Here is a 20,029-nt window from a genome sequence, read left to right on the forward strand (position 1 = left end):
GTATCGGTTGTAGGCGCCGGCGGGACAGAGGGGCGCGAAGGATCGCTACCGAACGACATTCTGGAGCTATCGGTGACTTAGGCCTGCGCCTGCTGCGCTTCCGGCGACAGCGCCTTCGCACTCTGCCTCTCCGCCCAGTCTTCCAGCCATTCGTGGCCCTGCATCTCGATCAGCCGTGACGCCGTGCGCTCGAACTCGAACACCTCGTTGCCGCGCTTGGCTGTGTACAGCTGCGGCGGCGGTGCGGCGGCGCTCATTACCAGCCGCACATGATGGTCGTAGAGCGTGTCGATCAGCAGGATGAAGCGCTTGGCCTCGTTGCGCATGCCTTCGCCGAGCACCGGCACATGATCGATGAAGACGGTCGAGAAGCGGCCGGCAATCGCCAGGAAATCGCGGGCGCCGAGCGGTTTTTCGCACACATCCCCAAAGGAAAACCGCGCCGCTTCGCCGGCGGCACGCGGCACCACGACCTGCCGGCCCTTTACCATCAGCGCCGCCTCGGCCGCCGGCCTGCCATGCGTCATCACTTCCCAGGCCTCGTCGAGAACAGCATCGGCGGCGGCATCGGCGGGGGTGACATAGACCGGCAGGCGGCTGAGCTTGTCCAGCCGATAGTCCTTGTCGGCGTCCAGCGCCAGCACCTGCGCATGCCGCTCCAGGATGCCGATGAAGGGCAGGAAAAGCTTGCGGTTCAAGCCGTCGCGGTAGAGATCCTGCGGCGCGACATTGGACGTGGCGACCAGCACGACGCCGTTGGCAAACAGCGCCGAGAACAGCCGGGACAGGATCATCGCATCGGCGATGTCGGTGACGGAAAACTCGTCGAAGCAAAGTACCCAGGCTTCCTCGGCCAACGTGCGGGCCACCGGCGAGATCGGGTCGTCTTCCCTGACGGCGCCCTCTTTGCGCGCCTGCCGGTGCTTCTGGATGCGGTCCTGCACATCGGCCATGAAGTCGTTGAAATGCACACGGCGCTTGCGCCTGACCGGCACCAGCTCGAAGAACATGTCCATCAGCATGGTCTTGCCGCGGCCGACGCCGCCATGGATGTAGAGGCCCTTGACGGCCTCGCGCGTCTCGCGCTTGCGGGCGAACAGCCAGCCCAGCGCGCTCGATTTGTGCGCCAGTCGCTTTGCCGAGATCTCATCGATCAGCCGGTCGAGTGCCGCGACGATCCGCTCCTGCGCCGGATCGCGGTCGATCAGGCCTGACACAACCAGATGGTCGTAGCGCTGCCGGACGGTCGCATGGGTCTGAAGGCCGTCACGCAGATGCATCGGTCACGTCGTTCTAGAGCAATTCCAGGAAAAGTGTGTCACGGTTTTCCGTCCGGAATTGCGTAAAAACAAAAGACAGCAATTCCAGGAAAAGTGTGTAGCGGTTTTCCGTTCGGAATTGCGTAAAACAAATAGGCAGCGGGTCAGCCTCTTGTAAGCGAGATCGGCAGGCCGTTGGAAGTCTGGCCGTCGAATTTCTCTCCGCCCGAGGAATAGAGCCGTGCCAGCGTGCCGCCATTCTCGTCGTACAGCGTCAACTGCTTGCCGGCGACGTTCCAGGATTTAATGCCGTCGATCGGCGCCGGGCAATGCAGCGGTCCGGCCCGGTAGCCGGCACCGAATTTGGTCTGCGGCGTCGCCACCTGGCAGCTCTGGCCGGACACGCTGGCCTTCCACACGCCGGCGACGCTGGAGGCGGTAAGATCCGCAGCTCCGGCCGGAGCCGTCCCGTCCGGTGGCAGCGAAGCCACCTCAGAACCTTGCGGCGCCGTCGGAAATTTCGACGGGTCGGCGGTGCCGGGTGCCGCCGGCGGCGGCAGCTGGTTTGCGGTCACCGTGCCGGAGGGCGCGGCTTGCAGCGGCCCCGGCTGCTCCTGGCCCATCGACGAGAACCGTGACGTTGAACAGCCGCTCGCAACGAGCGCGGCAAGCGATACGGCCAGCAGACCGGTTTTCGAAAAATTCATTTCAAACCTCCGTCGGATCCGGCTGGGGCTGCCGTCCGCACAATATCCCCTTCACCAAGATGGAGAAGGTGGCGAAATTTCAACCCGATATGGTTAAAATACAATTTGCGTCAGCATCTGTTGCAATTTTACCACAAGATACGTGCCGCCTGAAAGCCTGCCCTAGGGATCAGACCCGAGACCGCGCAGCGTTTTTGCCTGGACAGGCGTGTCCTGGCGTCGCCCGCCAAATGCTTGCGCCAGCCGGCTCCGGTCCTATCTCTGATGAAACGGAACCCTGCCGGAGGCGAAACCTTGGCTGCGAGAAAAAGAGCCGCCAATCGCTATTATAGCGGCCCACCGAGCGATCATTTCGACGGCACCTTGTTCTTCAATCCCAACGGCAAGCTGCCTGCCCGCTTTTCCGATCTTTTGAAGTGGCAGCTGGGCGGCGAACGCTCGAAATGGCCGGCGGCGAATCCAAGTCCGTTTCATCAGGCAACACCGGCCGAGCGGATCGACGACTCCGGGCTGAGGCTGACCATGGTCGGCCATTCCTCGCTGCTCATCCAGACAGCCGGCCTGAACATCCTCACCGACCCGGTCTGGTCGCGGCGCGTCTCGCCGCTCTCCTTTGCCGGGCCGAAACGGGTCAATCCGCCGGGCATCGCCTTTTCCAACCTGCCGCCGATCGATCTCGTATTGGTCAGCCACAACCACTACGACCATCTCGACCTCGCCACGCTGAAGCGGCTGAAGACAAAGCACGACCCGCTGGTGCTGACGCCGCTCGGCAACGACGCCATCATCGACGATGGCGTTTCCGGAATGCGGCTTTCCGTGCATGACTGGGGCGAGCGGGTCGATATCGGCAAGGACGTCGCCGTCCATATCGAGCCGGTGCACCACTGGTCGGCGCGCGGCACCCGCGACCGGCGCATGGCGCTGTGGGCGGGTTTTGTGGTCGAGACGCCGAGCGGAAAGGTCTATTTCGCCGGCGACACCGGTTTCCACGACGGCATCAACTACCGGCTGATGGCCGAAAGGCACGCCGGCTTCCGCCTCGCCATCCTGCCGATCGGCGCCTACGAGCCGCGCTGGTTCATGGCGCCTCACCACCAGAACCCGGAGGAGGCGGTGCAAGGCATGCTTTTGTGCAACGCCGCCTATGCCGCCGGCTGCCATTGGGGCACGTTCCGGCTTACCAACGAGCCGATCGACGAGCCGGCCAGAAAGCTGGGCGAGGCCTTGGATGACCAGGGCGTCCCTCGCGAACGCTTTCGCCCCCTGCGTCCCGGCGAGGTCTGGGACGTGCCGACGGTCTAGAGCGGCGGACTTTCAAGTCGAGGCGAACCGCCGCTCAATCTTCTTGTTTGAGTATCGGATTTCCCCAAAACCGGTACCCACTTTTGGGTCCGATGCACTAGGCAGGCAACCGGCTTCGCGGCGCAGGGGAACCCGGGACGTCGCAAAGGCGTTGGCAGGCATCCACAACCGTCGGCTGCGCGGGATTTCCCCATGATCAAATGGATCATCATTCTTCTGATTATCGCGGCCGCGGCCAGCCTGCTCGGCATGCCGGCATTGGCCGGAGCAGCCGCCACCGGCGCCCGTATCCTCATCGGCATCGTGCTGATTATCTTCCTGCTGGTCATGCTCGGCGTCTTCGCGGTGCACGTTGCGCGGGTTCAAAGTGTCAGAGCGTACTTTGTGCGTCCAAGTGGACGCACGTCGCTCTGACGTCCGCACACTGGTAATTTCGGCCGGTATCCGCCATATAGGCGCCAAACCGGCATGAGACCTTTCGATCCATGGCAAGCACTGCCCCCTTCGCCAAGATGAACGGCATTGGCAACGAAATCATCGTTGCCGACATGCGCGGTCGCGCCGATCGGGTGACGCCGGCTGCCGCCCTTGCGCTCAATGCCGATGCGGCGACGAAATTCGATCAGATCATGGCGATCCACGACGCCAAGACGCCGGGCACCGCCTTTTTCATCGACATCCTGAATTCCGACGGAACCGGCGCGCAGGCCTGCGGCAACGGCATGCGCTGCGTGGTGCAGGCACTTGCCGCCGAGACCGGCCAGAAGACATTCGCCTTCGAGACCGTCGCCGGCATCCTTAACGCTGAAGAACATGCCGACGGGCTGATCTCGGTCGACATGGGCAAGCCGCGTTTTGGCTGGCAGGATATTCCGCTGGCCGAGGAATTCCGCGATACCCGCATGATCGAGCTGCAGATCGGCCCGATCGACGCGCCTGTTCTGCACTCGCCCTCGGTCGTGTCGATGGGCAATCCGCACGCTATCTTCTGGGTCGACCGCGACGTCTGGTCCTATGAGCTCGACCGGTTCGGCCCGCTGCTCGAAAACCATCCGATCTTCCCCGAACGCGCCAACATCACCATCGCACGGGTGACCTCGCCCGAGACGATGGTCATCCGCACCTGGGAGCGCGGCGCCGGCCTGACCAGGGCCTGCGGTACGGCGGCTTGTGCCGCCGTCGTCGCTGCCGCGCGCACCAGGCGGACCGGACGCAGTGTCTCCTTGGTGACGCCCGGCGGCGGCTCCTTGCATGTCGAATGGCGCGGCGACGACCACGTCATCCTCACCGGCGCCGCCGAATGGGAATTTTCCGGCAGCTTCGATCCGTCGACCGGCGTGTGGGCCCGCGACACCGAAAGCGCCGCCTGATGGCTCCTCTTGCCAAGAAGGGTCCCGCCCTTTCCAGGGGCCCCACTCTTCCCAAAGGTGTTGACGTCGTCACCTTCGGCTGCCGGCTGAACACCTACGAATCCGAGGTGATGCGGCGAGAGGCGGAAAGCGCCGGCCTTGGCGCGCTGGAAGGCGGCGCCATCATCTTCAACACCTGCGCCGTCACCGGCGAAGCGGTGCGCCAGGCAAAACAGTCGATCCGCAAGGCCCGCCGCGAGAACCCGGCCGCCCGCATCATCGTCACCGGCTGCGCCGCGCAGACCGAGCCGCAGAATTTCGTCGCCATGGACGAGGTCGATCTCGTCCTCGGCAATGAAGAGAAGCTGAAGGCGCATTCCTATCGCGCGCTGCCGGATTTCGGCGTCAACGACACCGAGAAGGCCCGCGTCAACGATATCTTTTCGGTACGCGAGACAGCCGGCCACATGGTCGACGCCATCGAGGGCCGGGCGCGGGCTTTTGTCCAGGTGCAGAACGGCTGCGACCACCGCTGCACCTTCTGCATCATCCCTTATGGCCGCGGCAATTCGCGCTCGGTGCCGATGGGGGCCGTGGTCGAGCAGGTCGAGCGGCTGAGCGGCAATGATTATGCCGAGATCGTGCTGACCGGCGTCGACATGACCAGTTTCGGCGCCGACCTGCCTGGCAGCCCGAAACTCGGCAAATTGGTCAAGACAATCCTGAAGCAGGTGCCTGGCGTAAAACGCCTGCGCCTCTCCTCGATCGATTCGATCGAGGCCGACGACGATCTGCTCGACGCCATCGCCACCGAGCCCAGGCTGATGCCGCATCTGCATTTGTCGCTGCAGGCGGGTGACGACATGATCCTGAAGCGGATGAAGCGCCGGCACAACCGGGATCAGTCGATCCGCTTTTGCGAGGATTTGCGCAAACTGCGTCCCGGCATAGTCTTCGGCGCTGACATCATCGCCGGTTTTCCGACCGAGACGGACGCGATGTTCGAAAAATCGCTGGAGATCGTCGAGGAATGCGGGCTGACGCATCTCCACGTTTTTCCGTTCTCGCCACGCGAAGGCACGCCCGCCGCGCGCATGCCGCAGCTTCGCCGCGAGGTGGTCAAGCAGCGTGCGGCACGGCTGCGCGCCGCCGGTGACGCCGCTTACCGCGGCCACCTTTCCTCGCTCACCGGAACGCGCCAGTCGATCCTGGTCGAGCGCGACGGGCTCGGCCGCACCGAAGGCTTCACGCTTGCCGCGATCTCTGCCGGCGCGCCGGGCGAAATCGTTGAGGCTGATATCGCCGGCCATGACGGCGCGCGCCTGATCGCGGCGCCGCTTGCCGCCCGCGCCGCCTGAGACGCAAAAACATGGCTGGTTTTCTCAAGAAGATATTTTCGTTCGGCAAGAAGGAAGTGGTCGAGGAGCGGATCGACGAGACCACGCCGCTGCCGCCGATCAAATGGGACGCTCTGGAGGCGCTGAAACCGGCGACGGAGCAGGCCGTTCCGGAATTTTTGAAACACGAAGAGCCCCGACCCGAGGCAGAAGCTGCGCCTCCGCCACCGGTCGAGGCTGAAGCGCCGCCCGCGCCGCTGCCGGCGCCTGTTGAAGAGGTCGAGCCCGCTCCGATCATTTCCCCCGAGCCACAAATCCAGCCGGAGCCTGCTCCGGTCGAGGAGCCGAAGCCCGAGCCCGCTCCTACCGTTCCGCCCGAGCCAGAAATCCAGACAGAGCCTGCTCCGGTCGAGGAGCTGCGGCCGCCGGAAACGGCTGCTGAGGAGCCGGAGCCCGAAGAAATCCCGGCCGCCCCCGTCATCGCTGAGCCAGTTCCTGCACCAGAGCCGCAGGAAATTCTTGAGCCCGAGCCGCAGCCGCCAGAAATCGCCCCGTTCCAGCCGGAAAAACAGCCGGAGCCGGAGCCCGTCGAAATGCCGGCACCGCCCGCTGAGGCTCCCTCAACAGCCCCCAAATCTGAGGCGCCGCCGGCCGAAATCCCGCCCCCCATTCGCCAGCCGGCGCCGATCGAGGCGAAGCCGGTCCTTGCCGAGATCGCACCCGAGCCGGAGGCCGTTCCGCAACCACCGCCGGAGCCAAGGCCGGCCCCCGGCAAGGTCACCGTAAGCAAGAAGGTCGAGCAGAAAGCCGAGCCGCAGAAGGCGCCGGGACCGGCACCGAAACGCTCGTGGTTCCAGCGTATGAAGGAGGGGCTTGCCCGCTCTTCCCGGGAACTGTCCGGCAACATCGCCGGCGTCTTCACCAAGCGCAAGCTCGATGAGGACACGCTGCAGGATCTGGAGGACGTGCTGATCCGCGCCGATCTCGGCATGGAGACGGCATTGCGCATCACCGATTCGCTGGCCGCCAGCCGCTACGGCAAGGACGTCTCCGAGACGGAAGTGCGCGCAATCATGGCGGCCGAGGTGGAGAAGGTGCTGACCCATGTCGCCATGCCGCTGGAGCTTGACCTCAGCCACAAGCCGCATGTCATCCTTGTCGTTGGCGTCAACGGCACCGGCAAGACCACGACCATCGGCAAGCTGGCGGCAAAGCTGACCGACGGCGGCCTGTCGGTGATGCTCGCAGCCGGCGACACGTTCCGCGCCGCGGCAATAGAGCAGTTGAAGATCTGGGGCGAGCGCACCAAATCGCCGGTCATCGCCTCCAAGCTTGGCGCCGATGCGGCAGGTCTTGCCTACGACGCCTTCGAACAGGCCAAGCAAGCCGGCTCCGACGTACTGATCATCGACACCGCCGGGCGGCTGCAGAACAAGACCGAGCTGATGGCGGAACTGGAAAAGATCGTCCGGGTGCTGGGCAAGCTCGATCCGGAAGCGCCGCACACCGTGCTGCAGACGGTCGACGCCACCACCGGCCAGAACGCGCTCAACCAGGTCGAGATCTTCCGCAATGTCGCCGGCGTCAACGGCCTGGTGATGACCAAGCTGGACGGCACGGCTCGCGGCGGTATTCTGGTGGCGATCGCGGCAAAGCACAAATTGCCGGTCTATTTCATCGGCGTCGGCGAACAGGTCGACGACCTCGAACCTTTCTCCGCAAGCGAGTTCGCCAGGGCGATCGCTGGAGTGGCATAACAAGCATGATCCCAAGAAGTTGCAGACTTGTTGGACGGGATCTTGCGCAAGAAGGAAAGCCTATGAACCCGCGCATCCTCGAACGCGACCCGTCCGACCCGCAGAAACAGAAGAAGGAAGGCATCAATCCGCTGCTCAAGCTGGTGCTGGAGCTCGGCCCGCTTATGGTGTTCTTCTTCGCCAACGCGCGCGGCGCATGGCTATCGCAGAAATTTCCGGCGCTGGCCGAGCTCGGCGGGCCGATCTTCGTCGCCACCGGCCTGTTTATGGCCGCGACTGCGATCGCGCTGATCGCTTCCTGGCTGCTCACCCGCACCTTGCCGATCATGCCGATGGTATCGGGCGTCGTCGTCTTCGTCTTCGGCGCGCTGACGCTCTACCTGCAGGACGACATCTTCATCAAGATGAAGCCGACCATCGTCAACATGCTGTTCGGCGGCGTGCTGCTCGGCGGCCTGTTCTTCGGCAAGTCGCTGCTCGGCTACGTCTTCGATTCGGCGTTCAGCCTCGATGCCGAGGGCTGGAAGAAACTCACCTTCCGCTGGGGCCTGTTTTTCCTGTTTCTGGCCCTTGTCAACGAAGTGGTCTGGCGGAATTTCTCCACCGACGCCTGGGTTACCTTCAAGGTCTGGGGAATCATGCCAATCACGCTTCTTTTCACCTTCAGCCAGATGCCGCTGATCATGCGCCATTCGCTTGAAGGCAAGACCGGAAACGAAGAGAAGGCCGGCAAGTAACGGTTAAGGAGAGGGCATGGAATTCGTCACCACGCGCGAGGAGCTAAGAGCGATCTACAAGACGCCTCGGCCGACCGACGGCTCGATCCGCAAGGAATTGAAGGCGCTGGATGGCCACAGCCGTTCCTTCATCGGCAAAAGCCCCTTCGTGCTGATCGGCTCCTCCGACGGCGCCGGCAATGCCGATGTGACGCCGAAGGGCGACAAACCGGGCTTTGCCGCCGTGCTCGACGAGAAGACCATCGCCATCCCCGACCGGCCCGGCAACAACCGGCTCGACACGCTGGAGAACATTCCTCTCAACCCCTCGGTCGGGCTGCTCTTCCTCATCCCGGGCATGAACGAGACGCTGCGCGTCAACGGCGATGCCCGCATCACCGTCGATGCGGCTTTGCGCGAGCGGCTCGCCGTCGACGGCAAGGAACCGCAAAGCGTCGTTCTGGTGACGGTCAAGGCCGCCTACATGCATTGCGCCAAGGCTTTCATGCGCTCCGATCTGTGGAAGCCGGAAACCTGGTACGACCGCGCGACGCTGCCGACGCTCGGCCAGATCCTGCGCGACCAGCTGGCGCTCGCTGATTCGGTCGAGGCGACCGACCGCTGGCTGGACGAAAGCTACAAGCAGACGATGTGGTAGGCTTTTCCGGACGCGATTCGCACCCTTGCTCAACATCCTGGCCATCTCTGGCAGCCTGCGGGCCGCCTCAACCAATTCGGCGTTGACCGTGGCCTTGGCGCAAAAATGCGCCGACTGGCTGCCGCGTCATCGTCTATGACGGGCTTGGCCGCTTGCCGATCTTCAATCCGGATGACGAAGGCGAACGGACACCGCCGGAGCCTCAGTGCTGATCGATGCCGTAACCAGTGCCGACGGCGTCATCGTATCCTGCCCGGAATACGCCCATGGTGTGCCGGGCGGGCTGAAGAACGCGCTCGACTGGCTGGTCTCACGCGACGCCGCTGTCGCCAAGCCGGCCATGCTGATGCACGCCTCGCCGCGCTCGCTGTTTGCCCGCGCGGCTCTGGCCGAGATCATGCGCACCATGTCTTTCGCGCTCTATGAGGAAGCCGCGCTCGAAATCGCCCTGCTCGGCAAGAAGCCTCCGGAGGTGGAGAAAATCCTGGCGGAACCGGCAAACCGACTGGCGATGCGCAGCGCCGTTTCGGCCTTCGCCGACTTCATCCGCTCGCGTTAAGCGGCGGCCACCATGCTTTCGTTGTCCCGGAGCGGAGCTAACGCGAAGCGAGCGTCGGCGATCCTGCCCTCTTTGCCAAGACTCGGCATCTCCCCCACAAGGAGGGAGATTGGCCGTCATCCCCGCTTTCGCCAACCTCCAACGTCGAAAGACGGGCTAGGCGACGAAGCTGCCGATCTCCCCCCAAGTGGGGGAGATGCCCGGTAGGGCAGAGGGGGGCGCTGTCCCGCAGGCCTCTCGCAAACTTCCGTGCCGCTGCCGTGCCCGTCGGGAGATTAGCCCTTCCGTCTCAGCGTCTCGACATCGGTCTCACCGACGAACCAGTCGCGCGCATTGACCTCCTCGAAGACCACCCAGACATCGTTGCTGGTCAGGCCGGTGGCGCCGGTGATGGCCGCGGTCACCCGGGCAGCGATCGCCGCTTTCTTGCCCGAGGGGTCATCGGCAATCACCTCGTTGACGAGGCGGATGTTCACGAATGGCATGGCGTCCTCCCTTGGATATTGCTTGGCGGCCGCTCAAAATGTCTTTGCGCCGTTGACCATGAGCCGGACCATGTAGAGCGAGGTCGTGCCGGCGATATAGAGGCAGTTCAGCTTGTTGCCGCCGAACACGCAATTGGCGACGACTTCCGGCACCTTGATCTTGCCGATCAGCGTCCCGTCCGGATCGTAGCAATGGATGCCGTCGGCGGCACTGGTCCAGATCCGCCCTTGATCGTCGAGCCTGAAACCATCGAACAGGCCGGCCGTGCAGTCGGCCAAGACCTTTCCGCCGGAGACCTTCTTGCCACCCTCGTCGATATTGAACACCCGCATATGCGCCGGATTCTGCGCGCCATGCGTGCGGCCGGTATCGACGACATAGAGCTTGCTCTCGTCGAGCGAGAAGGCGAGCCCGTTGGGCCTGATCATGTCGGTGATCACCGCGTCGATCTCGCCGGTTCCGGGATCGACCCGGTAGACATGGCAGGCGCCGATCTCACTCTCGGCCTTGTCGCCCTCATAATCCGTGTCGATGCCGTAGGTCGGGTCGGTGAACCAGATCGAACCATCGGACTTGACCACCGCGTCGTTGGGCGAGTTCAGCCGCTTGCCGCGCCATTTGTCGGCGATGGTGGTGATCGAGCCGTCATGCTCGGTGCGGCTGACGCGGCGGCCCGAATGCTCGCAAGTGACCAGCCGGCCCTGCCGGTCGACGGTGTTGCCGTTGGAATTGCCGGACGGCTGCCGGAACACGCTGACGCTGCCGTCGGTCTCGTCGTAGCGCAGCATGCGGTTGTTGGGGATGTCGGACCACACCACATAACGGCCGGCCGCAAACCAGGCCGGCCCTTCCGCCCACCGGCATCCGGTGAACAGCTTGTCCACCTGCGCGTTGCTGTTGAACAGCCGCGCAAAACGCGGATCGAGAATCTCGTAGTCTTCGGCGGCCATGGTTTCCTCCCGGTCATGCAAAATCGCTAGTGCCGGCGCGATCAAGCCAGCCGGCGATCAATATGGCAAGATCGTTGATGTCGGCCTCACCGCATCTTGAGACATCGAGGCAAGCTGCAGCAATGTCGCCCTTGCTCGAATGACGGGGTTCAAATGAAGGACTTTCAGCGCGGTTAACCGGCTATGCGCCCAGCGCAATGGTGCATTGCAACATCTTCTTTTTGCAGCGCATCATAACTATGTCATGCTGCGTATCGATCAGGGAGGAACAACCTGCCGCAACAATGCGGCACAGAAGGAACCTCGCTATGATTCTCGACAACCTCATGAGCCGCGCTCGCACCAGCATCGCCAAGCGCCGGCATTACAACCGCCTCGTAGCCGAAATCGACTCCTTTTCCAGCCGCGATCTGGCCGACATGCGCGCCGATCGCAGCGAAATGCTCTACCAAGTCCACAAGCAGATCTACGGCTGAGGCGAACGCATGATCCCGAACCGAAGGTCAACGCAGCAAAAAGTTGCAGACTTTTCGGACGAGACCATGCGCAACCAGAACTGTTTGATCGGCTTAGCCGATCCATTCGATCCAGCGGCCGTGGTAATCGCAATGGGCCAGGCGGCGTGTCTCGCCGCCGGGCCATAGAGTGAGGCTGAGTACCGCCCACTCCTTTGTGGGATCGCGCGGCTCCATCCTCAGCCTTGCGATAGGCGCAGCGGCCGTGGCCTGTCTGCCCGCCTGCTCCAGGGTGGCGGTGATCGCATCCTTGGTCGCCCGCGGCAGGTATTGCCACATGGTCGAATGATAGAGCACGAAGGTGCCGCCCTGCTGCCGCGTGGCCAGTGCCTTCTCGACAAAATCCGCCGCGTCCGCTTTGACAAGCAGCGGTGGAAACTTTTCGGCAAGTGACAGCGCGGCGTCGAGCCGGGCCAGCCGCGCTGCCTGATCGGCCCAGACGTAAGACCGAAGCCGTAAGCGCGCCGCTGCGTCGGCGACATCGATCGGCGCGATGTCGCAGCCGGCGCGATGGCGGACGTCGATCGCTCCACCAAGCGGCACAGCGAGGCCGCGCACCTCCGGCGCCAACCGGACGGGGGAGGCCGGGTCTCCCCACTCGGCATCGACGTAGCGGTAGTGAAAGCTGTCGAACAGGAGATTGAGCCCGGCGCTGGCGCCGATCTCGCACAGATCCAGCGGCAGGCCGGTTTCCCGCGCCACCGTCAGAAATCCAGGCAGCAGCATCGCCGACCGGGCGATTTCATTGGTCTGCGGCGCGCCGGCGAGGCCGGCGATGATCTGATCGTCGGACCGCGCAATTACCTCCGGCAGCACCGCCGCGATCTCGGATTCGCTTGTCTGGTTGGGCGGATAGATCAGTGCCAGCCGCTCACTGGCACCCGTCAGGACCAACGCATGCAGCGCGCCGCAGAGCCGCAATGCGAGGCCGTCGGCGCGCGCGTCGCCCGGCCAGCCGAGCACCGCCTGCCCGGCCCTGGTGTTTGCGTCGAGAACCTTGGCCAGCGCACGGCATAAATTCGCGGTGAAGGGCGAGCCAAGTCCATCGCAGGCTTTCGCCTGAGCCAGAAGATGATCGCGGATGTCTCGTTCGTCCATCGCGTTTTCCGGTGTCTCAGCCCGGAGCGGCCAGCGCCTTCTCGATCTCCGGCAAAAGCAGCGTCTGCGCCGAGCCTGGCGTCAGCGGGCCGACATGCTTGTAGGCGATCTTGCCGTCCTTGCCGACGACGAAGGTTTCCGGCACGCCGTAGACGCCCCAGTCGATCGCCGCGCGCCCCGCCGCGTCGACGCCGATCGCCTGGAACGGGTTGCCGAGATCGCCGAGGAACCGGCGGGCGTTTTCCGGCTGGTCCTTGTAGTTGAGCGCGGCGATGACGAAGCGCTTGTCCTGCGACAACGCCAGCAGCACCGGATGTTCGTCGCGGCATGGCCCGCACCACGACGCGAAGACGTTGACCAGCGTGACCTTGCCGGCGAACTGCTTGGAATCGAGCCCCGGCAAATTCATGCCCTCCAGCGCCGGCAGATTGGTCTGCGGCGCCGGCAGGCCGATCAGCGCCGATGGCACTTTCGAAGTGTCGCGACCGGACAACAGCTGCGTCAGGAACAGCCCCGCCAGCCCGAGGAAAATCAGCAACGGCAACAGCACGATCAGGCGCCGCCCGCGCGCGGGCGTTTCCGTCTCCATGCTCATGATTTCCCCGCCTTGTCGGAGCGCCGCCGCACGCCGGACGCTTCGAGCTCGGCGAGGTCCCTCTTGCGTGTACGCTGGTCGAACAGTATCCAGCCGATCAGCCCGGCCAGCACCACGGCCGTGATGGCATAGGCAGCGGTCACATAAAGGGCGTGTACGCTCATATGGGTAGCTCCGCCGGCGCAAAAACTTTCAACCGGACCATTCCGCTTCGTTCGAACATGCCTTCCCTTAACCTTGCGCCATCGGCTTCGCAATCGACAGCAGCGCCGCAGCCTTTGACGTCAGGCGGCCGTCTAATTTAGTCCGCCCCATGACGCAGCGCCAGCGCTGCCGCAACCGGCCCCAGCACGGCAAGAAACAAGGTCAGCGCGGCGAGAATGAGGAAAGGCTGCAGGAACGGATCGGGGTTGGCCACCGCGCCATAGCTTGCCGAGACGCCGAAGATCAGCACCGGAATGGTCAGCGGCAGCACCAGCACCGAGATGAGCAGCCCGCCACGCGGCAGCGCCACCGCCACCGCCGCGCCGGCAGCGCCGATGAAGGTGATCGCCGGCGTGCCGACCAGAAGGGTCAGCGCGGTGGCGCCGATGCCGATCGGCTCCATGTTCATGAACAGGCCCAGCAAGGGTGCCGCGATGACCAGCGGCAGCACGCTTCCCGCCCAATGCGCCAGGCATTTCGTCAGCACCGTCAGCGCCAGCATCTGCCGGTCGTCGCCGAGCACCAGCAGATCGAGCGAGCCGTCCTCCCGGTCGGCCTGGAACAATCGGTCGAGACCGAGCAGGCAAGCGAGCAAGGCGCCGATCCACAGGATCGCCGGGCCGATTCGGGCGAGCAGATTGAGGTCCGGTCCGACGCCGAAGGGGATCGTGGCGATCACCGCGAGAAAGAAGATCACGCCGGTCAGCGCCCCGCCGCCGGCCCGGATACTCAGGCGGATATCGCGCAGGAAGAGGGCTAGCATGGTGTGAGATGCCTTTGCCCAAGACAGAGGGGGGCGCCGTGGAGCACCGACATCAAACTGCCTCCCCCATCACCAGCGCTTGTGCCCCCTCGAGCCCCAACGGCAAATGCGTTGCCGCAATGATGATCCCGCCTTCTCCGCAATGCTGCGTCATCAATCGGGCGAATCGCTCTTCCGAAGCCTTGTCCAGCCCGGCCGTCGGCTCGTCGAGCAGCCACAGCGGTCGCCGGCTGACCAGCAATTTTGCGATCGCCGCGCGGCGGCGTTGCCCGGTGGAGAGATAGCCGAACGGCAGATGGCCGATACCATCAAGCCCGACCGTTTCCAGCGCCTTTTCAGCGCTCAAAAAATCCGCGCCCAAAAAATCGCGCCAGAAGCGCAGATTTTCCGCCACGCTCAGCGCCGTCTTCATCGCGTTCTGGTGGCCGAGATAATGGCAGGCCGAGGCGACCGACGGAAAATCCTCGCCGCCGCCTTCGACAAGCAAACGGCCTGCCGCCACCGGCAGCAGCCCGGCGACTACCCTGAGCAGCGTCGATTTCCCCGCGCCGTTCGGCCCGGTGACGATCAGCGCCTGGCCTTTTTCCAGGGCAAAACCGATGCCGGAAAAAATCGTCTCGCCGCCGCGTTCGCCGCCCAGATTTTCGGCGATCAGTCGCATTCCTTGCCCGTCCCGAAAACATCGCGCCACGGCAGCTGCCGCATCGCACAAAATAGCCTTTCGACTGTCTAGAACTATTCCAGGAAATTCTCTATATCCGGGTCATCCGTGCCAGCGGTCGGCACGGGAATCGAATTAGCGCCGAACCAGCGCACGCGCCGCCTTGAACGGCTCGGGTTGGCTGGGAACGGACAGCGGAAATGGCCGTACCCGCACCTTTGCGCGTGATTGCATGCCATCGGCGTCCGTTCCCTTTCAGGCTGAACAGACAAGGACGGATCGCACGTGTCAAAATCCCTCGATAGTTTCAATTGCCGCCGCACGCTGACCGCAGGCGGCGCCGACTATGTCTATTACGACCTCATCGAGGCCGAGAAGAACGGCCTCACCGGCATCGGCCAGTTGCCCTATTCAATGAAGGTGCTGCTGGAGAACCTGCTGCGCAACGAGGACGGCCGTTCCGTCACCAAGGAGAGCATCCAGGCGGTCGCCGGCTGGCTGACCGACAGGGGCACCGCCGGCGTCGAGATTGCCTATCGCCCGGCCCGTGTGCTGATGCAGGATTTTACCGGCGTTCCGGCCGTGGTCGACCTGGCCGCCATGCGCGACGCCATGGCTTCGCTCGGCGGCGACCCGCAAAAGATCAATCCGCTGGTGCCGGTCGACCTGGTCATCGACCACTCGGTCATCGTCGATGAGTTCGGCACGCCGCTGGCTTTCGCCAGGAATGTCGAGCTTGAGTACGAGCGCAACGAGGAGCGCTACAAGTTCCTGAAATGGGGCCAGCAGGCCTTCCGCAATTTCCGCGTCGTGCCGCCCGGCACCGGCATCTGCCACCAGGTCAATCTCGAATATCTCGGCCAGGTCGTGTGGACCAACACTGAAGGCGGCGAAACCACAGCCTATCCCGACACCTGCGTCGGCACCGATTCGCACACCACCATGATCAACGGCCTTGGCGTGCTCGGCTGGGGCGTCGGCGGCATCGAGGCCGAGGCCGCGATGCTCGGCCAGCCCGTCTCCATGCTGTTGCCCGAAGTCATCGGCTTCCGCCTCACCGGCAGACTGAGGGAAGGCGTCACTGCCACCGATCTCGTGCTCACCGTCACCCAGATGCTGCGCAAGAAGGGCGTCGTCGGCAAGTTCGTCGAGTTCTTCGGTCCGGGTCTGTCCAACATGACGCTGGCCGACCGCGCCACCATCGGCAACATGGCGCCCGAATATGGCGCCACCTGCGGCTTCTTCCCCGTCGATGGCGAAACCATCCGCTACCTCACCATGTCGGGCCGCGAGGAAAACCGCATCGCGCTGGTCGAGGCATACGCCAAGGCGCAAGGCATGTGGCGCGATACCGGCTCAGCCGACCCGGTCTTCACCGACCTGCTCGAGCTCGATCTCGGCGACGTCGTGCCGTCGATGGCCGGCCCCAAGCGTCCGGAAGGCCGCGTAGCACTTGAAGGCATTCCGGACGGCTTTGCCAAGGCGATGGAGACCGAATACCGGAAGGCCGCCGAAATCGACAAGCGCTACGCCGTCGAAGGCACCAATTATGATCTCGGCCATGGCGATGTCGTGATCGCCGCCATCACCTCCTGCACCAACACCTCGAACCCGAGCGTGCTGATCGGCGCCGGGCTGCTGGCGCGCAACGCCAACCGACTCGGGCTCAAGCAGAAGCCGTGGGTCAAGACATCGCTGGCGCCGGGCAGCCAGGTCGTCGCCGAATATCTGGAGAAGTCCGGCCTGCAGAAGGAACTCGACCAGATCGGCTTCAACCTGGTCGGCTTCGGCTGCACCACCTGCATCGGCAATTCCGGCCCGTTGCCGGCGCCGATCTCCAAGACCATCAACGACAAGGGCTTGATTGCTGCCGCGGTGCTGTCCGGCAACCGCAATTTCGAAGGCCGCGTCTCGCCCGACGTGCAGGCGAACTACCTCGCTTCGCCGCCGCTGGTCGTCGCCCACGCGCTGGCCGGGACCGTGACCAAGGATCTGACCACCGAGCCGCTCGGCGAGGACCGTGACGGCAACCCGGTCTACCTCCGGGACATCTGGCCGAGCTCGGTCGAGATCCAGGAGTTCATCGAGAAGAACGTGACGCGCGAACTGTTCGCCCGCAAATATGCCGACGTCTTCAAGGGCGACGAATACTGGCAGAACGTCAAGGCGCCGGAAGGCCAGACCTACGCCTGGGACGACCATTCGACCTATGTGCAGAACCCGCCCTACTTCGCCGGCATGACATCAGGCTTCGGCACAGTCGGCGACATCAAGGGCGCCCGCGTGCTCGGCCTGTTCGGCGACAAGATCACGACCGACCACATCTCTCCGGCCGGCTCGATCAAGGCGGCATCTCCGGCCGGCAAGTATCTTACCGACCATGGCGTCGGCGTCGCCGACTTCAACCAGTACGGCACGCGGCGTGGCAATCACGAGGTGATGATGCGCGGTACCTTCGCCAACATCCGCATCCGCAACCACATGCTGGGTGAGAACGGCCGCGAAGGCGGCTACACCATCCACTATCCGTCGAAGGAAGAGAGATCGATCTACGACGCCGCCATGGAGTACAAGAAGGAAGGCGTGCCGCTGGTCATCTTCGCCGGTGTCGAATACGGCAACGGCTCGTCGCGCGACTGGGCGGCCAAGGGCACCAACCTGTTGGGTGTTCGCGCCGTCATCGCTCAGTCGTTCGAGCGCATCCACCGCTCGAACCTGGTCGGCATGGGGGTCATCCCCTTCGTCTTCGAGCAGGGCACCTCATGGGCCTCGCTCAACCTCAAGGGCGACGAACTGGTCGAGATCGACGGACTAAGCGCCATCAAGCCGCGCCAGAAGATGGTCGCGAAAATCACCTATGGCGACGGCACGGTGAAGAACATTCCGATCATCTGCCGCATCGATACGCTGGACGAGCTCGACTACTTCAAAAACGGCGGCATCCTGCAATATGTGCTGCGCGATCTAGCCGCATAGAGAGAGGGGAGTACGGGAGTAGGGCAGTAAGGCAGTAGGGGAAAATCGCCTCCACTGCCTCGTCCTATTCCCTACTGCCCTACTGCCCTACTCCCCGCTGCCCTAACTTCGGCGCCCCGAAGCGCGCCGCCGCCGCCAGCAGCACACCGAGCATCAGTCCGTTGAGGATGTGCCACAGGAAATGCGTGCCGAGCGGGAAGCTGCCGCAGACCAGCGGATCGATCATCCTGAAGATGACCGACACGACGAAGATCGCCGAGCCCGCCAGATTGTACCAGCCGGCGCGGTTGCCGCTCGCCGCCACTATGACGCCGAAGAAGGCGAGCGCCAGGAAGGGCGGCAGATAGCCGGTCGTGCCGTTCGATGCCTGGCGCAGCCAGTCCGGCACGGCCCAGGTCAACAACCCGGTGACGGCATAGAAGGCGACGAAGATGGCGACCGCCTTGCCCCATTTCATGCCGAGGAAACGGCGCAGGTTGAACAGCGTGTAGGCCAGCGTGAACCCGGCGATCGGCAGCACGTCGGCCCAGACCGTGCCATGATTGGCAAAGGTGTGGAACAGCGCCGAGCCGATGCCGATCGCCACCACCCACCAGGCCAGCACTTCGGCGAAGATGCCGGTGCCACGCCGGCGCACCTCCCGGACACCCCACAGCCCGGCGACAAGAAAAGCCAGATTGGTCAGTGCGTTGACCGGCTCGGCCCAGAGCTCCGGCCCGACCCGCTCGCAGTACAGGTCGACCGGCGTCAGGAGAGTTTGCCACATGCTGATTGTCGCCCGAATCGGTATCTACCCTGAAGTGTAGCCCGTCCTATTGCGCCCTTGCAGTTGGTTACAGCGGTAAAATTTCACCGCAACGTGACTTCCCGTTGACTGCCGCTTCTGCCACATATTTCGCCAATCAGAATAAAGCCGGCCATCAACGGCGGGAGTCGAAACGGCTATGACACCTCGAAGACCATTGCGGCTTGCGGCATTGGCGCTGGCCCTCTCGGTGTTTGCCGGCGCTGGACTTGCCGGCAATGCGCTTGCCGGCGAGGCCGACAAGCCCCAGGCTGACAAAGCCTCGACTGATCAGCCCTTGGGCGTGGTCGAGCTATTCACCAGCCAGGGTTGCAGTTCCTGCCTGCCGGCCGATGAATTCTTCGCCGAGCTTGCCACCAAGGAGAACATCGTCGCGCTCGCCTATCATGTCGACTACTGGGATTATCTCGGTTGGAAGGACACGCTGAGTCGCAAGGAGAACACCGAGCGGCAGTATGAGTATATGCGTGCCTTCGGCAGCCGCTCGGTCTATACGCCGCAGGCCGTCATCAATGGCCGCAGCCATGTCAACGGCGCCCGCCGCAAGGAAGTCGACGGCGCGCTCGCCCGCATGGAAAGATCCGGCGAAGGCATGCGGGTCAGCATCAAGGTTAGCCGGACCAGCGACCGCGTCATCATCGACGCCGGCGATGCCGGGACCGGCCCCAGCGATGCCCATGTCGTCATCGTCTATTTCGACCCGCCGCAGACGATCAAGATCGGCAAGGGCGAAAACACCGGCCGCAGCATGACTTACTGGAACGCCGTCTCCGGCATCCAGACCGCCGGCATGTGGCACGGCAAGGCGCAGCGCTACGAATTGCCGATGAGCGTGATTTCCAAGAAAGGCGGCTGCGCCGTGCTGCTGCAATCGGTGGGCAAGGACGGCCTGCCGGGTCCCATTCTGGGCGCCGCCTTAATCCACAAGCCTTTACCGGCTGCGCATTCTCGGCCGTAGCATTTTGCAGCCAAACTCTTCGTTGGCGTCCGACAAAATGCGTTAAATAACAAATGCGTTAAATAATAAGAGAGCGCAGTTTTGGCGCCACCAAAACGCAAAGCGCTCTAGCCGTCCATTCCACCCAGGCATTAAAAAACCGACGTCAGCTTGCTTCTGACGCCGGTCATTTAGGTTTTGGGATCGTCGCACCCGATTTTTCCCAAGGAAAAACCGAGGTTGGTTCGATCCGACGCAGACCCGTGGGCGGGGGGCTTGGGGTTTACGAGCCAGTGCCGGACCGAACCGTCTCAGGCAACACCCGTAAATTCGTCGGACATTGGGGCATTAGCGCGGATAAAAGAAGGCAGAATTGTGGCGAAGCATCACCA

At 63.8% G+C, this 20,029-nt stretch carries 20 protein-coding genes and 1 pseudogene; 11 read left to right on the forward strand and 10 right to left on the reverse strand.

The window, feature by feature from the left end; genetic code table 11:
* Positions 1 to 77: 77 nt before the first annotated feature.
* Both zapE and CIT26_RS28450 read right to left on the reverse strand, forming a co-directional pair.
* Positions 78 to 1,280, reverse strand: coding sequence for a cell division protein ZapE (zapE, locus tag CIT26_RS28445; RefSeq protein WP_095495617.1), 1,203 nt, complete (start codon positions 1,278 to 1,280; stop codon positions 78 to 80).
* 143 nt (positions 1,281 to 1,423) lie between these two features.
* On the reverse strand, positions 1,424 to 1,966 hold the full coding sequence (locus CIT26_RS28450; protein ID WP_095495618.1) for an AprI/Inh family metalloprotease inhibitor: 543 nt from the start codon (positions 1,964 to 1,966) through the stop codon (positions 1,424 to 1,426).
* A gap of 264 nt (positions 1,967 to 2,230) precedes the next feature.
* Between CIT26_RS28450 and CIT26_RS28455 the strand changes: the two genes are divergently transcribed.
* The 8 genes and pseudogenes from CIT26_RS28455 to CIT26_RS28490 all read left to right on the forward strand — a co-directional run bounded on the left by CIT26_RS28455 (position 2,231) and on the right by CIT26_RS28490 (position 9,647).
* Positions 2,231 to 3,271, forward strand: a complete 1,041-nt coding sequence (locus tag CIT26_RS28455; RefSeq protein WP_167391552.1) for an MBL fold metallo-hydrolase — start codon at positions 2,231 to 2,233, stop codon at positions 3,269 to 3,271.
* A gap of 192 nt (positions 3,272 to 3,463) precedes the next feature.
* Positions 3,464 to 3,619: pseudogene (locus tag CIT26_RS28460) on the forward strand (DUF1328 domain-containing protein); the annotation flags it as partial.
* A 137-nt stretch (positions 3,620 to 3,756) separates the two neighbouring features.
* Positions 3,757 to 4,641: a diaminopimelate epimerase gene (dapF, locus tag CIT26_RS28465; protein ID WP_095495619.1), complete on the forward strand. Its 885-nt coding sequence runs from the start codon at positions 3,757 to 3,759 to the stop codon at positions 4,639 to 4,641.
* Positions 4,641 to 5,978 (forward strand): tRNA (N(6)-L-threonylcarbamoyladenosine(37)-C(2))-methylthiotransferase MtaB, encoded by a 1,338-nt coding sequence (gene mtaB / locus CIT26_RS28470; RefSeq protein WP_095495620.1) that lies wholly within the window; start codon positions 4,641 to 4,643, stop codon positions 5,976 to 5,978. Before dapF ends, mtaB begins: the two co-directional genes overlap by 1 nt.
* Before the next feature lie 11 nt (positions 5,979 to 5,989).
* Positions 5,990 to 7,714, forward strand: a complete 1,725-nt coding sequence (ftsY, locus tag CIT26_RS28475) for a signal recognition particle-docking protein FtsY (protein ID WP_095495621.1) — start codon at positions 5,990 to 5,992, stop codon at positions 7,712 to 7,714.
* 62 nt (positions 7,715 to 7,776) lie between these two features.
* Positions 7,777 to 8,451, forward strand: coding sequence for a septation protein A (locus CIT26_RS28480; RefSeq protein ID WP_095495622.1), 675 nt, complete (start codon positions 7,777 to 7,779; stop codon positions 8,449 to 8,451).
* A 16-nt stretch (positions 8,452 to 8,467) separates the two neighbouring features.
* Positions 8,468 to 9,088 (forward strand): pyridoxamine 5'-phosphate oxidase family protein, encoded by a 621-nt coding sequence (locus CIT26_RS28485; protein WP_095495623.1) that lies wholly within the window; start codon positions 8,468 to 8,470, stop codon positions 9,086 to 9,088.
* Between the two features lie 205 nt (positions 9,089 to 9,293).
* Positions 9,294 to 9,647, forward strand: a complete 354-nt coding sequence (locus tag CIT26_RS28490; protein WP_245319589.1) for an NADPH-dependent FMN reductase — start codon at positions 9,294 to 9,296, stop codon at positions 9,645 to 9,647.
* A 275-nt stretch (positions 9,648 to 9,922) separates the two neighbouring features.
* On the opposite strand, the gene CIT26_RS28495 is transcribed toward CIT26_RS28490, so the two are convergent.
* Positions 9,923 to 10,132, reverse strand: coding sequence for a tautomerase family protein (locus CIT26_RS28495; protein WP_095495624.1), 210 nt, complete (start codon positions 10,130 to 10,132; stop codon positions 9,923 to 9,925).
* Positions 10,133 to 10,165: 33 nt separating this feature from the next.
* Positions 10,166 to 11,083, reverse strand: coding sequence for an SMP-30/gluconolactonase/LRE family protein (locus CIT26_RS28500; protein ID WP_095495625.1), 918 nt, complete (start codon positions 11,081 to 11,083; stop codon positions 10,166 to 10,168).
* A gap of 308 nt (positions 11,084 to 11,391) precedes the next feature.
* Here CIT26_RS28500 and CIT26_RS28505 point away from each other — a divergent pair, with 308 nt between their 5' ends.
* The gene (locus CIT26_RS28505) at positions 11,392 to 11,559 is read left to right on the forward strand and encodes a hypothetical protein (protein ID WP_095495626.1); all 168 of its coding nucleotides are present in this window, start codon (positions 11,392 to 11,394) and stop codon (positions 11,557 to 11,559) included.
* Between the two features lie 93 nt (positions 11,560 to 11,652).
* Here the strand turns inward: CIT26_RS28505 and CIT26_RS28510 are convergent, their stop codons facing one another.
* The 5 genes from CIT26_RS28510 to ccmA form a co-directional block, all read right to left on the reverse strand.
* Complete coding sequence (locus tag CIT26_RS28510) at positions 11,653 to 12,696, reverse strand: DUF2332 domain-containing protein (RefSeq protein WP_095495627.1); 1,044 nt, start codon at positions 12,694 to 12,696, stop codon at positions 11,653 to 11,655.
* Between the two features lie 16 nt (positions 12,697 to 12,712).
* A complete protein-coding gene (locus CIT26_RS28515) occupies positions 12,713 to 13,291 on the reverse strand; it encodes a DsbE family thiol:disulfide interchange protein (RefSeq protein ID WP_095495628.1) in 579 nt (192 codons plus the stop codon).
* Entirely contained in the window at positions 13,288 to 13,455 is a 168-nt protein-coding gene (ccmD, locus tag CIT26_RS28520) for a heme exporter protein CcmD (protein WP_095495629.1), read from the reverse strand. Before ccmD ends, CIT26_RS28515 begins: the two co-directional genes overlap by 4 nt.
* Positions 13,456 to 13,592: 137 nt before the next feature.
* Positions 13,593 to 14,258, reverse strand: coding sequence for a heme exporter protein CcmB (gene ccmB / locus CIT26_RS28525; protein ID WP_095495630.1), 666 nt, complete (start codon positions 14,256 to 14,258; stop codon positions 13,593 to 13,595).
* A 52-nt stretch (positions 14,259 to 14,310) separates the two neighbouring features.
* Positions 14,311 to 14,919 carry a heme ABC exporter ATP-binding protein CcmA gene (gene ccmA, locus CIT26_RS28530; protein WP_095495631.1) on the reverse strand — a complete coding sequence of 203 codons (609 nt, stop codon included), beginning with the start codon at positions 14,917 to 14,919 and terminating at the stop codon, positions 14,311 to 14,313.
* A 285-nt stretch (positions 14,920 to 15,204) separates the two neighbouring features.
* Here ccmA and acnA point away from each other — a divergent pair, with 285 nt between their 5' ends.
* Positions 15,205 to 17,895 (forward strand): aconitate hydratase AcnA, encoded by a 2,691-nt coding sequence (gene acnA, locus CIT26_RS28535; RefSeq protein ID WP_095495632.1) that lies wholly within the window; start codon positions 15,205 to 15,207, stop codon positions 17,893 to 17,895.
* A gap of 79 nt (positions 17,896 to 17,974) precedes the next feature.
* On the opposite strand, the gene CIT26_RS28540 is transcribed toward acnA, so the two are convergent.
* Positions 17,975 to 18,661 carry a ceramidase domain-containing protein gene (locus CIT26_RS28540; RefSeq protein WP_095495633.1) on the reverse strand — a complete coding sequence of 229 codons (687 nt, stop codon included), beginning with the start codon at positions 18,659 to 18,661 and terminating at the stop codon, positions 17,975 to 17,977.
* Positions 18,662 to 18,839: 178 nt separating this feature from the next.
* Between CIT26_RS28540 and CIT26_RS28545 the strand changes: the two genes are divergently transcribed.
* On the forward strand, positions 18,840 to 19,658 hold the full coding sequence (locus CIT26_RS28545; RefSeq protein ID WP_095495634.1) for a DUF1223 domain-containing protein: 819 nt from the start codon (positions 18,840 to 18,842) through the stop codon (positions 19,656 to 19,658).
* Positions 19,659 to 20,029: the final 371 nt, after the last annotated feature.

This window comes from Mesorhizobium temperatum, assembly GCF_002284575.1.
In the GTDB taxonomy this organism is placed as follows: domain Bacteria; phylum Pseudomonadota; class Alphaproteobacteria; order Rhizobiales; family Rhizobiaceae; genus Mesorhizobium; species Mesorhizobium temperatum.

What these genes read in the sequence shown, in the direction of transcription:
- CIT26_RS28510 (WP_095495627.1), bottom strand. Translation starts at nt 12,696, where the DNA reads ATGGACGAACGAGACATCCGCGATCATCTTCTGGCTCAGGCGAAAGCC.
- CIT26_RS28455 (WP_167391552.1), top strand. Translation starts at nt 2,231, where the DNA reads ATGAAACGGAACCCTGCCGGAGGCGAAACCTTGGCTGCGAGAAAAAGA.
- ftsY (WP_095495621.1), top strand. Translation starts at nt 5,990, where the DNA reads ATGGCTGGTTTTCTCAAGAAGATATTTTCGTTCGGCAAGAAGGAAGTG.
- CIT26_RS28450 (WP_095495618.1), bottom strand. Translation starts at nt 1,966, where the DNA reads ATGAATTTTTCGAAAACCGGTCTGCTGGCCGTATCGCTTGCCGCGCTC.
- mtaB (WP_095495620.1), top strand. Translation starts at nt 4,641, where the DNA reads ATGGCTCCTCTTGCCAAGAAGGGTCCCGCCCTTTCCAGGGGCCCCACT.
- ccmD (WP_095495629.1), bottom strand. Translation starts at nt 13,455, where the DNA reads ATGAGCGTACACGCCCTTTATGTGACCGCTGCCTATGCCATCACGGCC.
- ccmB (WP_095495630.1), bottom strand. Translation starts at nt 14,258, where the DNA reads ATGCTAGCCCTCTTCCTGCGCGATATCCGCCTGAGTATCCGGGCCGGC.
- CIT26_RS28500 (WP_095495625.1), bottom strand. Translation starts at nt 11,083, where the DNA reads ATGGCCGCCGAAGACTACGAGATTCTCGATCCGCGTTTTGCGCGGCTG.
- CIT26_RS28480 (WP_095495622.1), top strand. Translation starts at nt 7,777, where the DNA reads ATGAACCCGCGCATCCTCGAACGCGACCCGTCCGACCCGCAGAAACAG.
- zapE (WP_095495617.1), bottom strand. Translation starts at nt 1,280, where the DNA reads ATGCATCTGCGTGACGGCCTTCAGACCCATGCGACCGTCCGGCAGCGC.
- CIT26_RS28505 (WP_095495626.1), top strand. Translation starts at nt 11,392, where the DNA reads ATGATTCTCGACAACCTCATGAGCCGCGCTCGCACCAGCATCGCCAAG.
- CIT26_RS28515 (WP_095495628.1), bottom strand. Translation starts at nt 13,291, where the DNA reads ATGAGCATGGAGACGGAAACGCCCGCGCGCGGGCGGCGCCTGATCGTG.
- CIT26_RS28545 (WP_095495634.1), top strand. Translation starts at nt 18,840, where the DNA reads ATGACACCTCGAAGACCATTGCGGCTTGCGGCATTGGCGCTGGCCCTC.
- CIT26_RS28540 (WP_095495633.1), bottom strand. Translation starts at nt 18,661, where the DNA reads ATGTGGCAAACTCTCCTGACGCCGGTCGACCTGTACTGCGAGCGGGTC.
- dapF (WP_095495619.1), top strand. Translation starts at nt 3,757, where the DNA reads ATGGCAAGCACTGCCCCCTTCGCCAAGATGAACGGCATTGGCAACGAA.
- CIT26_RS28485 (WP_095495623.1), top strand. Translation starts at nt 8,468, where the DNA reads ATGGAATTCGTCACCACGCGCGAGGAGCTAAGAGCGATCTACAAGACG.
- CIT26_RS28495 (WP_095495624.1), bottom strand. Translation starts at nt 10,132, where the DNA reads ATGCCATTCGTGAACATCCGCCTCGTCAACGAGGTGATTGCCGATGAC.
- ccmA (WP_095495631.1), bottom strand. Translation starts at nt 14,919, where the DNA reads ATGCGACTGATCGCCGAAAATCTGGGCGGCGAACGCGGCGGCGAGACG.